General features: G+C 35.7%; 6 protein-coding genes. All 6 read right to left on the bottom strand.

Going from position 1 to position 14,242, the window contains the following annotated elements; genetic code table 11:
* Nucleotides 1-2,950: BspA family leucine-rich repeat surface protein (locus Q0R51_RS07030; RefSeq protein WP_294757663.1), on the bottom strand; the 2,950-nt coding region annotated here is incomplete at its 3' end.
* Between the two features lie 138 nt (nucleotides 2,951-3,088).
* Nucleotides 3,089-6,775 carry a BspA family leucine-rich repeat surface protein gene (locus Q0R51_RS07025; RefSeq protein WP_294757662.1) on the bottom strand — a complete coding sequence of 1,229 codons (3,687 nt, stop codon included), beginning with the start codon at nucleotides 6,773-6,775 and terminating at the stop codon, nucleotides 3,089-3,091.
* Nucleotides 6,776-6,929: 154 nt separating this feature from the next.
* The gene (locus Q0R51_RS07020; protein WP_294757661.1) at nucleotides 6,930-8,159 is read right to left on the bottom strand and encodes a BspA family leucine-rich repeat surface protein; all 1,230 of its coding nucleotides are present in this window, start codon (nucleotides 8,157-8,159) and stop codon (nucleotides 6,930-6,932) included.
* A gap of 144 nt (nucleotides 8,160-8,303) precedes the next feature.
* Nucleotides 8,304-10,862, bottom strand: a complete 2,559-nt coding sequence (locus tag Q0R51_RS07015) for a BspA family leucine-rich repeat surface protein (protein ID WP_294757659.1) — start codon at nucleotides 10,860-10,862, stop codon at nucleotides 8,304-8,306.
* 179 nt (nucleotides 10,863-11,041) lie between these two features.
* A complete protein-coding gene (locus Q0R51_RS07010) occupies nucleotides 11,042-12,115 on the bottom strand; it encodes a hypothetical protein (RefSeq protein WP_294757657.1) in 1,074 nt (357 codons plus the stop codon).
* A 144-nt stretch (nucleotides 12,116-12,259) separates the two neighbouring features.
* The gene (locus Q0R51_RS07005) at nucleotides 12,260-14,131 is read right to left on the bottom strand and encodes a MucBP domain-containing protein (RefSeq protein WP_294757655.1); all 1,872 of its coding nucleotides are present in this window, start codon (nucleotides 14,129-14,131) and stop codon (nucleotides 12,260-12,262) included.
* Between the last annotated feature and the right edge of the window lie 111 nt (nucleotides 14,132-14,242).

Raw genomic sequence — 14,242 nt, 5'->3', positions numbered from 1 at the left:
TTGATCCATCAGAAGGTGTTGATCCATCAGAAGGTGTTGATCCATCAGAAGGTGTTGATCCATTTTTTGTGTATATGAGATTAACGGTTTGAGGCTTGCTTGTGAACAAAAAGCTATCTATATCCGTTGTTGATCCATTGAATTCCGCGTGGTCAAACTTATATCCCTTAATTTCTTTAGGTTTAAAAGCAGTGAATGAGCCGTCGTTGACAAGTTTAGTATCTATATCACCAAATTGCTGTTCTGCATCAGCGATATCTTTATTATCACTTTGATAATGAACTGTAATTGGTCCTCCAAGATCAGCAAAACATACATAGGTATCATGTTGAGTCGAAGGATTAAATTCATCTAAGAATGCCTGCGGATAGTAAAATTTGCATGTACCTTTTTTAGGAGAACCTTTTCCTAAACCCATGTTTACCCAGGTGCCTTGAACATTGAGATTAGAATTTGAAATATTGCATTTAGGTCCTAAAACTAATTTTCGTAGATTAGAGTCCTTTTCAAACATTGAAGTAGCGGACTTAGCAGATGGAATATTAAAGTTTTCGATATTTAGTTCTTCAAGATTGGTACAATTTTCAAACATAGAACCTAACCCATTAAAATCATCTATCTCGTCGGTATTGAAATTTTGTAAGTTTAAGCTTTTTAGACTGGTACAGTTATTGAACATATTATACATACTAGTTACTTGAGAAGTATCAAAATATGACAAATCTAAAGTTTTTAGAGCAGTACAGTTCCAAAACATTCCTCCCATATGAGTTACTTTACTTGTATTAAAACTTTTAGGAAGTGACAGGGAAGTTAGTGATGAACAACCATCGAACATATTATCCATCCGTGTTACTTTATCTGTTTTTAAATTTTCCAAGCCCTTAAAAGTTTGTAAATTAGAAAGCCCCGAGAATAGGTTTTGAGCATACCCTTCGATTTCTATGTTTCCTACTATATCTATTTCTTTGATTTTTGATGTGTCTACAAAAGATATATTGTTCTTGATGCCAATATTGGTAGATAAACTATCACCTTTAACGGTATAAGTATTTTTAGGATTACCTATTTTTAATTTACCAGAATCAGTATAGAAGATAACAGGCACACCTTCCCAAGTACTTGAAACAGAAGGACCAGAATCACTAGGGTCAGAGCCGTTAGAAGTATCAGAACCGTTAGAAGAGTCAGAGCCGTTGCTATCGGAACCATTGCTGTCAGAACCGTTAGAAGAGTCTGAGCCGTTAGAAGTGTCTGAATCATTGGAAGGGTCAGAATTATTAGCTTTTTTAGTATAGAAGAAAGTAATAGTCTGGTCATTAGGGGTAAACTTCACAGCATTATAATTTACCGTACTATCATTCATCTTAGCTAAATTATCAAAATCATACTCGTTTCCTGAACTATCAGTAAACTTTTCTTGTGGTTTAAAGGCAGTATAGGGATCGTTGTTTACGAGAAAATCATCAATATTACCAAACTGAATATCATCGTCAACACCAGGAATCTTGTTGCCGTCTTTGTCACGGTATTGAATTGTAATTCCTTTACCGAGGTTCCTAAAGTTAATATAAGTGTCTTGGTAAAGATCTTCGTTAAAGACACTATTATCATACTTCTGGGCAAGGTCAGCAGAACTTAGTTGGATTGAACCTTTTTGGGGAACTGGCCAACTCCCTTGAGGAATACCCATGTTTACCCATATCCCTTCAGTATTAAATTCGGACTGTTTTATATGGGTAAAGCGGCCTAATACTATTACTTTTAGTTTAGGAAGATCTTTAAGCATAGAGTAGCAAGTAGCTCTAGTAAAGTGTTCTCCATGATCAACTTCATCAATTGTAGTAAGGTTAATTAAATTTAAATATTCAAGATTATCGCAACCCTCAAACATATGACTCGCGTCATCAGTACAAGAAGAACTAGATAAATCTAATTTGGTAAAAGATTTGCAATCTTTAAACATATAGGACGTGTCTGTTCCGCTTGCTATTTTAAACGTAGACATATCAATATTTGGTAGTTTTTGGCAGCCATTGAACATATAGGACATGTCAGTTGTTTGATCTGTCTTAAATTTATTAGAGAAGGTAATAGATGCTAGTGATGAACATTTATCAAACATACGAGACATATTAGTAACATTAGAAGTGTCAAAATGAGATAAATCTAAACTGGTTAAAGAATTGCAACCATCAAACCAACCGTACATGCTAGTTACATTCTTAGTATCTAAATTAGGCAGTCCCTTAATTGTAGTTAAGTTAGTTAAACCACCAAAAAAATTTATTACCCCACCTGAAATTTTGATAGGGGCATTAAAATCAATTTCTGTAATAGTAGATAAATCATCAATTTTTAAGTTTTTCTTATTGTCACTAAATGAAAGTCCCTGATAGTCGGAGTTTATGTTACCAAACGAGTAATTGTTTCCTTGTTCTCCAATAGACAATACACCATCAGAAAAAGTGGTAGGTATATTATTCCAACTACCTGAAATTGCGCCATCTCGAGTAACTTTAGCAGGGTCAAATTGAGCATTATCTGCTTCTTGCTTATTAGTTTTTGTATTGTCTGTGGTGCTTGGATCGCTGGTATTGCCTGTAGCTGGGTCTTGATTACTTCCACTTGCTGGATTGCTATTAGTATTAGTTTGCTCCTGCCCAGTTATTGTGCTGTCTACTGTATTCACTCTAGTTTGATTGCCACTATCTTGGTCAGCGGGATCAGCGGTTGCCGTTTCGCCTGCTGTCTCTGAATCTGTCTCGGTTTGATAGTTCAACTTGGTCTTAACCGTTCTTCTAGTCGTTTTCTTGGTAGCACGATTGCCATTCAAGGTGGCTGCCTTTACCGCCCGGGGTTTGGCATTAATTAAGCCTAAAGCAGCTGCGGCTACGCCACTGAGTAATATTTTTTCTCCTTGTTTATTAGTGTTCTTATGCATATTCATATAATTCCTCTTCTAAACTGCATGTTAATATAAGCTTAGTATATGGCTGGCTTTAGTAAAAGTCAAACGTGGTCTATTTAACCCAAAAAAGCGCTCTACATTTTGTAATATAGAACGCTTTGATTATTTAAAAATTAGCTAGTCTTTTTTGCGACCAAACCAGGCTGCACCTAAGGCGGTTGCTAGTGCAAGTCCACCCAAAGCCAGCATTGCTAAACTGTTATGCTTGTCGTTACCAGTTTGCGGCAAGGTATTGCTTGCATTATTTTGTGCATTTGAGCTCGAACCATTGTTCTTCAAACTGTTTGCCAGTTGCTGGTTATGAATTGCATTTTGGTCCTTGATATTAAACCCTTTATTAATAGTCTTGTGAGGTCTAACAGTCTTGGGCTTGCGGTTCACAGGTGATGGAATGTTATTTGGTTCATTGTTAGGCAAGTTGCTGCCGTTATTTTGGCCATTACTTGCGGAACTGGAATTGTTGTTAGAATTGCCGGTGTTGCTGCCTTGACTATTGGAACCTTGACTATTAGAAGATGAAGGATTATTGACTGACCCGTTATTTCCAGAAGGGTTGTTATTTGGTACTGAAGTATTAGGAGTGCTGTTGCCGGAGCCGTTGCTGCTGGAGCCATTGCTACCAGACCCATTACTGCCGGAACCTTGGCTGCCTTGAGAGCCTTGACTACCTGTATCAGTTTTCTTAGTGTAGACCAAAGTAATATCTTGCGGGTCAGAAGTAAATGCTTTTACATTAGAATTTTTATTTTCTTTGAAGGTGTAACCAGCAAATTCTTTGCTAGTGTCAACAGTTACTGGATCGGAAATGTTGCCGAAGAGTTTTTCATCAGGAATTTCTTTACCATCTTGATCAACTAGTTGCTTGCCATCTTGATCTTGGCGATGAACAGTTACGATGCCACCAAGGTTAGTAAAGAGCTTATAAGTATCATGATCAGTAGAGCCCTGATATTTAGTCATTAAATCAGCCGAAGACCACTGATTAGTACCTTTAGTCAAGGAACCGTTTCCTTCACCCATATTTACCCAGGTACCTGGTTGCTTGAGTGAATTATTTGGCTGATTATCCGGTGTAGTAAACTTAAAGCCTGTGCCTAAATTCAACTTAGTTAAGTTTGAACAAGAATCAAACATACTAAACGTTAAGGCATTGTCTGTAACTTTAAAACTGGATAGGTCTACACTAATTAAAGCTGTGTCGCCACTAAACATCTGACTAAAGTCAGTTACTTGTGATGTATCTAAATTACTTAAGCCTTTTATAGTAGCTAAATTCTTCAGGTTCTTAAATACTCCGTTGGCGCTGCCTATAATTGCAATAGGGGCATTAAGATCAATTTCTTTAATCTCATTAACATTTACGCCCTTAATATTTTGGCTAATGCTAATATCTCGAGTGTCAAGTGCGTAGCTCTTTTCTTTGTTTCCTGAGTTATCAATTGTATAGTTTATGCCTTTTACGCCCAGTGATAAGACGCCATTATTAAAGGTGTAAGGAACGCCTTCCCAAGTGTTGTCACTAGTATTATCAGTTTTACTCTTAGAATAGACCAAAGTAATATTTTGCGGATCAGAGATAAATGCTTTTACATTAGAATTTTTATTTTCTTTGAACTTGTAGCCAGCAAATTCCTTGCTGGTGTCAACAGTTACTGGGTCTGAAATGTTGCCGAAAAGTTTTTCATCAGGAATTTCCTTACCATCTTGATCAACTAGCTGCTTGCCTTCTTCGTCTTGGCGATGAACAGTAACGATGCCACCAGTATATCTAACGTAAGTGTCGTGGTCTCTATCACCTTGGTACTTAGTCATGAAATCAGCTGAGGACCACTGATTAGTACCCTTGGCCAGAGAACCATCGCCTTCACCCATGTTTACCCAGGTACCTGGCTGTTGAAGTGAATTGTTTTTAGTATCTTTATAATTTGTAAATTTAAAATCCTTTCCTAAATTCAACTTAGTTAAGTTTGAACAAGAATCAAACATACTAAATGTTAAGGCATCGTCTGTAACTGTAAAGCTTGAAAGGTCTACACTAGTTAGAGCTGAGTCTCCACTAAACATTGAAGAATATGAAGTGGCTTTGGCAGTTTCAAAAGTTGAAAGATCCAACGTAGTTAATTTAGGGCAGTCAGCAAACATATAGCTGAAATTTGTTATTTGAGAAGTCTGTAGGTTATTTAATCCCTTAATAGATACTAAATTGCTTAATTTAGAAAAGAGACGCTGAGCAGAACCCGAGATTGCAATAGGTGCATTAAGATCAATTTCTTTAATCTCATCAACATTTACACCACTAATATTTTGGCTAATGCTAATATTTTTATTAGTCAAATTGTCGATAGGATAGTTTTTGCCTTTTTCACCTAGAGATAGAACACCATTATTAAAGGTGTAAGGAACTCCTTCCCAAGTGTTATCGGTTTTACTCTTAGAGTAGACTAGAGTGATAGTTTGTGGATCAGAGATAAAAGCTGTGATAGTAGGATTTTGATTTTCCTTGAAGGTATAACCAGCAAATTCTTTACTGGTGTCAACAGTTACTGAGTCTGAAATGTTGCCGAAAAGTTTTTCATCAGGAATTTCCTTACCATCTTGATCAACTAGCTGCTTGCCTTCTTCGTCTTGGCGATGAACAGTAACGATGCCACCAGTATATCTAACGTAAGTGTCGTGGTCTCTATCACCTTGGTACTTAGTCATGAAATCAGCTGAAGACCACTGATTAGTACCCTTGGCCAGAGAACCATCGCCTTCCCCCATGTTTACCCAAGTTCCTGGCTGTTGAAGTGAATTGTTGGGTCTACCATTTCTTGTAGTGAATTTAAAACCTTTACCTAAAATTAATTTGGACAAACTGGGAGTATCATCATCGCTTATTACAAACATTCCCATAGTTGTAGCGCCATCTCTAACAGTAAAACTAGATAGATCTACGCTAGTTAGGCTGGGGTCAAAGGCAAACATTGTACTAAAATTGGTTACATTAGTAGTATCGAAACTGGATAAATCTAAAGAAGTCATTTTTGTACAGTCCATAAACATTTGTAGCATACTCGTTACTTTAGAAGTGTCTAGTTTATCTAAACCATTTATTGATGTAAGGTTCAAGAGGTGGTAGAAAAGTGTTTCAGCTGATCCAATGATGGCAATGTGAGCATTAATATCAATTTCTGTAATGTCATCTCCAGAAACATTATCGATGTTGCTACCAATGCTAATATCTTTATTGTCTGAATTATTTATTGTATAGGTTTTACCTTTTTCACCAATTGATAGTACGCCATTATTAAACGTGACAGGTATATTTTCCCAAGTACTTGAGATAGTAGTATTGCTGTCACGAATTTCGTTAGCATGATCAAATTGTGCTGAGTCTGCTTCTTGCTTATCAGTTTTTGCATTGTCTGTAGTGCTTGGATCGCTAGTATTGCCTGCAGCTGCATCTTGATTACTGCCACTTGCTGGATTGCTATTAGCACCGGCTTGCCCCTGTCCACTTTCAGGTTTGCTGCTTGCTGTTCCTACATTAGCCTCACTGCCGGCAGTTTGACTGCTGCTGGTTTGGCCAGTGGAGTCATCATTAGTAGCTGTTTCGCCTTCCGTTTCTGAATCAGTTTCGTTTTGGTAGGTCAATTTAGTCTTGACTGCTCTGCTAGCAGTCTTCTTGGTGGCACGAGTGCCATTTTGATTAGCTGCCTTCACCGTCTGGGGCTTGGCATTAATTAAGCCTAAAGCAACTGCGGCTACGCCGCCAAGCAATATTTTTTCTCCTTGCTTATTAGCATTCTTATGTGTATTCATATAATTCCTCTTCTAAACTGCATGTTAATATAAGTTTAGTATATGACTGAGCTAAATCAAAGTCAAATAATCATCGATAGACAAAAAATACTCATTAGTATTTTACTAATGAGTATTTTTAGAGATTTATATAAATATTGTATTTTAATTAAACTTAATTCATATCCTTATGACGATATTTACCATAATCGGTACTACCATTATAATTAGCCATTAGCTCATTTGATGTCCACAAATCTCCATTATCACTTATCCATTTTCCTGGTGTATCAAGACCAGTATTAGCCATAACACATTTCTTTCCAAGTACAAGATTGTGTAAATTAGGTAAGCTTGCAAACATATTAAAATTAAAATTAGCATGTGTCATATCAAAACTGCTAATGTTTAAATTCAGTAAATTAGTACATCTATAAAACATAAAATAGAATTGAGCTACTTTAGAAGTGTTAAAGTTACTTAGATCTAACTCATTCAAAGAAGAACAATAAGCAAACATTTGTCCCATTGAAGTTACTTTCGAAGTATCAAACTTGTCTAATCCCTTTATTGAGGTCAGTTTTGGACAATCACTGAACATAGCATTCATATTCGTTACTTTAGAAGTATTAAATTTGCTTAAATCAAGTTGGGTTAAATTAACGTCACCATTGAACATACCTGACATGTCAACAACATTTGAAGTATCAAAATTAGAGAAGTCCAGATTTGTTATTTTCTTGCAGCCCTCAAACATATGCGCAACATTAGTTACGGCATATGTTTTATTTGGCTGAAATAACTTGTTTAAGTCTATATTCTCTAAAGCAGTACAATTAATAAACATAGAGTTCATATCAGTAGCGTGGGTTAGGTCAACATTTTCAAAGCCGTTAATGGTCGTTAAATTATTATAAAATCTAAACCATTCAGCAGCAGAACCATTGATAACTAATTTTTTAGTAAAGTTGATAGTCTTAACTTCTAGTGTGTCATAGGTATACGATGGGTCATTCCAGTCAATGCGTAAAAGTTGTAAAGTATTTGGCACATTTGGCACATGCATGGTGTTATTAATGGTGCCACCACCAATTGTGAGTGTATGGGTAACAGTATCATATTCTACAGGTATTCCATCCCAAGTACCTGTTTCGATAGTATCACTCTTAGCAGCTTTGGCAGAATCAAATTTGGCACTATCATTTTTAACCGTAGGTGCATTATTTTTAGCTTGATAGTTTACTTCAGCTTCTTTTGTATTAACACTATTGGTTGAAGGATAGTCACCATTCACGGTAGCAGCTTGAACTGGCTTTGTGGTTACACAAATCATGCCTAAAACTGCAGCTGCTATGCCACTAAATAGCAACTTTTTACTTTGCTTGATAATCTTGTGTTTATTCATTTTTTCTCATTCTTTCTATAATAACTTACACAATTCAATTTTAGTATATGACTATATATGAGCAAAATCAAGACTAAATAAATATATATTTATTGTTATTTATAATAAAAACTCACCAGTATTTTTGCTGATGAGTCTTTTAATTTATTTAATTTTCTTACGACTAAACCATGCTGCACCTAATGCACCAACTAAAGTTAAGCTTCCTAATGCTAGCATAGCTAGACTAGAACGCTTATTAGTACCTGTTTGTGGTAAAGTGGCGTTTTTTTGACTTTCAGCAACGCTAGAACTGCCATGCTTTTGTGGTAGATTATTGTTTGTTATTTGCTTAATAGGCTTTTTCTTCTTGGGCTGTTGAGGCAAGTTAGTAGGGATATTAGGTTCATTAATATTTGGTGTATTGTTTGTACTTGTCTTGGTATAAATATAAGTTACATCTTGCGGGAAAGTGCTAAAGAACCCTGTAGCATTATCTGGTCTCGTCTTTAATGTGTAGCCAAAAATATTTTTAGCTTCAGTAGTATAGTTATCACCAACATAGCCGCTAAGTATCTGATCTGAGGAAATGGTATTGCCAAATTCGTCTTTATAGTGAACAGTTACATCTGCTGCTTTAACTTTATCAGTGTCTGGGTTACCAGTACTTGGGTTACCAGTACTTGGGTTATTGGTACTTGGGTTATTGGTACTTGGGTTATTGGTACTTGGGTTATTGGTATCTGGATTAGGATTGTTTTTAGCATAAATAAAGTCAACAATTTGCTGCTCCTTATCGGAGTAGCCAACTGTTGCTTTATCGGTTCCAGTCTGTTTAACATTATCAATGTTAATTTGCTTAATGGTGTAACCAGGTATTGATTTTGGAATAATATCTTTTTGATCACCATAAAGTACACCGGGAACCTCTTCCGTCATCGGCTTGTTGTCTTTATCAAGAAAGGGCTTGGTATTACCTTTATCATCCACAAAGTATAAATAATTAACCTTAATAGATTTACCTGTTGCCCTGTCATAAACGAAGTAAACATCTTGTTCGTGATCAGTAAATGTGACTGTGACTTTGTCTTTACTAGTTTTCGAAATAGTATAACCGTATATATTTTTAGGCTCAATAGAACTAGTATCACCTTTCTTGCCAGCAATTGCATAGTCATAGGACTTGCCATCTTTGTCTAAAATTGGGTGTTGTTTTTCTTCTTTATCAAGGTATACGTAATGAATTTTTACAGGGTAGCCGTCATAAAACCTGATATAAATATCGTGATCAGTTTCACCATTATAATTATTCATTAAATCGGTGGAAGACCATTTTTTACTCATTTCTGGGTACTTTTCGGTACCGTTACCAACATTAACCCATGTCCCTGGAGTATCAAGACCGACGTTAGTGTTAGTATCATTTCTGTAAAATCTGCAATTCTTACCCAGTACTAATTTTCTCAGATCAGGTAAATTATTGAGAGGATTCTTAATCCCATTAGTTTGTATAGCTTTCGACATATCAAAGCTAGCAATATTCAACGCTGTTAATTTAGTACATCCGCTAAACATATAATCCATATATTGCAGGCTATTAGTATTAAATTTGGATAAGTCTACTGTTGGATTTGCTGGATCTCCTGAATTTTCAGAATTTGGATAACTTACAGAAACTAAATCTGAGCAGCCATAAAACATACCTGTCATATCGGTAACCTGAGAAGTATCAATTTTATCTGGTAAAATTAAGCTTTTAAGTTTAGAACAGCCCCTAAACATCTCTTTCATGGTAATAGTATCATTCTTATTAATATTTAAACCGATATTTAAACCACTTAAATCTAAGCTAGTTAAATTTCCGCAGTTTTCAAACATATAGGACATATCAGTTACTTTGGAAGCATTTAATTTATTTATTCCTTCAATTGAACTTAGGCTTGAACAACCGGCGAACATGCCATACATGCTATATACATTAGATGTATTCAGGTTTTCTAACCCAGTAACGGTGGTTAAATTTGGTAAAGTGTCGAACATACTTTGGACTGTGCCGTTAATGGTCAAAGGCCCTTCAAAACGTACTTCTCTAACTTGATTTCTATCTACAATAAGAGGGTCAGCAAGAAGATCACGACTATTTTTTGCTTGTAAGATACTAGTAGAACGATCGTTAACGGTATTAATAGGTTGTGTGCTACCTTTAACAGTAAATATTCCGAGTCCAGGTTGATAAGTTACATCGACACCAAGCCAAACACCAGTTAGTATGGTAGGATTTTCGTTATCTCTTTTGACAGCTTTTCCAAGTTCTTTAGTTTTTGTATTGTCTGTGGTGCTTGGATTGCTGGTATTGCCTGTGATTGCATCTTGACTACTGCCACTTGCTGGATTGCTATTAGCACCAGTTTGTTCCTGTCCACTTTCAGGTTTGCTGCTTGCTGTTCCTACATTAGCCTCACTGCCAGCAGTTTGACTGCTGCTGGTTTGGTTAGTAGGGCCGTCAGTAGCTGTTTCACCTTCAGTTTCTGAAGCAGTTTCACTTTGATAGTTTAATTTAGTCTTGACCGCTCTTCTCGCAGTCTTCTTGGTGGCACGAGTGCCATTTTGATTAGCTGCTTTCACCGTCTGGGGCTTGGCATTAATTAAGCCTAAAGCAGCAGCGGCCACGCCACCGAGCAATATTTTTTCTCCTTGCTTGTTAGCATTCTTATGTGTATTCATATAATTCCTCTTCTAAACAGCATGTTAATATAAGTTTAGTATATGGCTGAGCCTATTAAAAGTCAAATTCATTGTGATACTTAGCACATTGATCACAAAAAAATAATGCTCTAATTCATTTATAAATTAGAACACTACTTTTTTATATTAAATTATATTGATCATCAAAAATAATTAAATTAATCATATACGATGAATGGGATAATGAACCATCCGCCTTCACCGTGAGAGCCTTTATAATTAATTGTCATGTAATGAGTAGCCTGAGGATCTGGACTAATTCCAGTGATATCCCAAGTAACTGATTTGCCATCATCCGAAACTACACCAGCATTTTTCTTCCAATTGCTGAGGTAATATTTAACATAATGATCGTGTAGGACATCATCTGTATCGGCCACCCGAATCTTCATTGGTTTACCGTCAATACCAATTAAATTATTATAACGGAATGTATAGAATGGTGTGCTTGATGAAAGGTAGTATCCATTTGAGCTAACGTCTTGATAATAAGCCTGTGTTAGGTTTAATTTTAAATTAGTATCTGAACCTAATGGGGAGAAGTCAGTAATACCATTATAAGAAATAGAAACTCGTGTTAACGAAGGTTTATTTGCTAATGCAGATATATCAGAAATAGAGCATTGTTGGAAGTTGACATAATCTAAGTTCTTTAGTCCCTTTATTGCATTGATGTTGGATAGAGTGCTGTGCAATAATGCATATGCAGGCCCAAAGTGATCAATACTATAGTTAATATTTGGTGCTAAATCAATTGATACTAGATTAGTAGCGTACTCTAGACCAGTTAGTGATTTAATGCTGATTGCAGCTGCATAATAATTGGCATCATTTTCTGCAAGCTCACTGGTAACGCTTAGGTTCGTTAATTTAGCCAAATCATCTTTGGTAATTTTATCTACGCTATTTGGATTACCATATAAATTATAGGCAACTACTTGTTGCAAATTCTTATCAGGCATCCAAGCGTCAATAGAATCATCAGATTTGGTGGTTACCTTATTTTTAACACCAGTAGTTTTTGCTGAAGCTGGTAAAGTAGGCCACAAAGATTTCGATGGAAATGTTTTAGCAGTTTTTGTATTCAAGCTTTGTGCAGCCAGTGTGCTTCCAGATACGCTGTCAGCTTTAACTGCATGGGGGCCACCAACAACTAGTGCTAGTGCAGCAGCAGTAATTCCACTAAATAACAATTTTTTACTTTGTTTACTTAGTTTTATGTGTTTATTCATATTTTTTACCTCTCAAATTTTAACAAATAACAGTTTGCACTATTATTGTATATCTATAATATAATGATTGCAATATAAAACGACTATATCTTATCTAAAATGTATATAAAAAGCACCCAGTAAATATACTTATTAGGTGCTTTTTTATTTTGTTCTTTTTCTTTTATAGTGCATCAGCACTAGGCCTAACACATTGAATAATACTATCAAAATTAGTGTTGGTACTACTAAATGCGAGAGCTTATTAATTTTGGAGCTGGGTTGCTGTTTCCTTGTCTTTTTATAATTTGATGGGTGTATCATGCCGCTAAATCGCTGATGTTTACTGTGCTTATAGTTAGTCGTATTATCAGTATTAACTAGGCTTTTGCTTTCTGCTATGCTTTTAGTATAGACATAGATTAGCTTTTGCGCCTGTTCCTTAAGAGTAATTACGGTTGTATCTAAATTATTTGTAATATGTGAACCGTTAAAATCTTTAAATTTAATAGTGTAACCTGGTAGTTTTAATGCTGGAACAGATTGTTGATCATTAATAAAGCCACTTAAAACTTTATTAGGAGCGATCTTGTTGCCGTCTGTGTCTTCAAAGCGAACAATCACATTAGATACTTTTTCTTTTCTTTTTTTATCATAATAGAAAGTAATATCTTGCGGCTGACTATTGAGCAGAATAGCTATGCTTCCCAAATGATAAGAGTTGCCATTGTGGTCAATTTCATAATAAATAGGAGTATAACCAGGAACATCTTTAGGCGCAATTATTTTATGCTTATTAAAATCACCACTAGTTATACTTTCAGGTGCGATTGTGTTGCCATTTTCATCTTGATAATGAATAGTAATATTTTTGGGCTTGTCGCGGTTATAAAGCAAGGTAATATCTTGTACTTGGGCGCTAATAGTGGTCGTGACAAAGTCCTGGCTGATTGGAGTCTTAATACCGTCAACTAATTTTGCCGCAATTGAATAGCCAGTAAAGCTCGGAATAGAGATATTGCTGCTGGTATTAATATCGCCATACAGTTTCTGTTCACAGGCAATTGTGTTGCCGTCATCGTCTTTAAAATGAAAAGTAATCGGTTGTCCTGTAACTATTCTAAAAGGAATAATATACCAACCAGTAATTAGCGGCTCTTGCACACGATTCATACTGTGGAATTTTACGGTCATTGCTGCCCCGTCACCGGGCTTCAATCCCAGAAGGTTCCAAGTTACAGTCTGTTCATCAGTAATTTGACCGACATGGTTACTCCAATTGCTGCAAAATTGTTTAATGAAGCAGTTGGAATTAAGATGCTTACCTGTTTCAATTTTAAATGGCATATTTGAGCCATTAAAATCAAGCAGTTTGTAAGGGTCAGGTGTGTAAAAAGTACTTTCTGCAGGGATGTGAATAGATTTAACGCGAATTATTTGCTTTTTTAAGTTTACACTACCATTTTCAAGCAACCGTTTATTTGTCTTTAATGGTGAAAAATCGGCAATTGCATTGTATGAAAGGTTAAGTTGAATTAGTTGCGGTTTATTTGCTAAAGCAGCAATATCATGCACGCTGCACATCTCTAGGTTAACAGAGGTCAATTTATTCAAATGATGCAAAGCCGAAATATCCGTTAAAGTTGAATTAACAATAGTATGGTGTAGCCATTTATGATTAAATTCGCGACTAGGGGCAAGGTCTATTTTAGCTAAATTAGTTGCGTATTCTAAGCCATCAAGTGACGTAAGCTTTAAGCGTAACCTATATTCACCTGCAGAAACATCACATTGCCGTTCGCCATGGACAACATGTCTTTCACTAGGTGCTATTAATTTAAGTTCAGTTAAGTTAGCTAAGCTTTCCTTGGTAATCTGGCTAATATTTTGATTCAAATTCGCTGCCACAATTTTTTGCAAGACCTTGTCAGGCATCCAACTGGCAATTGAATTGGAATTTTCGACAGAATTTATCGCATCAATATCAAAATCAGAGGTAGCGATCGTTGATTCGAGTTCACTAGTTCTAGTCGACATTTAGTCATCATCTTCTTTACTAATAAAAATAACGGTAAATTCATTTTTAACGTTAAGCGCATTTGCTTTAAAAATAGCAATGGGTATATTAATCTTTTAAAAAATCGCTTG

It is taken from the genome of uncultured Lactobacillus sp. (assembly GCF_946477725.1).
In the GTDB taxonomy this organism is placed as follows: domain Bacteria; phylum Bacillota; class Bacilli; order Lactobacillales; family Lactobacillaceae; genus Lactobacillus.
This window is presented reverse-complemented; position numbering and strand designations above follow the sequence as displayed.

Bases quoted from the DNA above. Each gene is read 5' to 3' on its own strand.
- Q0R51_RS07025 (WP_294757662.1), bottom strand. From the start codon at position 6,775: ATGAATACACATAAGAATGCTAATAAGCAAGGAGAAAAAATATTGCTT.
- Q0R51_RS07020 (WP_294757661.1), bottom strand. From the start codon at position 8,159: ATGAATAAACACAAGATTATCAAGCAAAGTAAAAAGTTGCTATTTAGT.
- Q0R51_RS07015 (WP_294757659.1), bottom strand. From the start codon at position 10,862: ATGAATACACATAAGAATGCTAACAAGCAAGGAGAAAAAATATTGCTC.
- Q0R51_RS07010 (WP_294757657.1), bottom strand. From the start codon at position 12,115: ATGAATAAACACATAAAACTAAGTAAACAAAGTAAAAAATTGTTATTT.
- Q0R51_RS07005 (WP_294757655.1), bottom strand. From the start codon at position 14,131: ATGTCGACTAGAACTAGTGAACTCGAATCAACGATCGCTACCTCTGAT.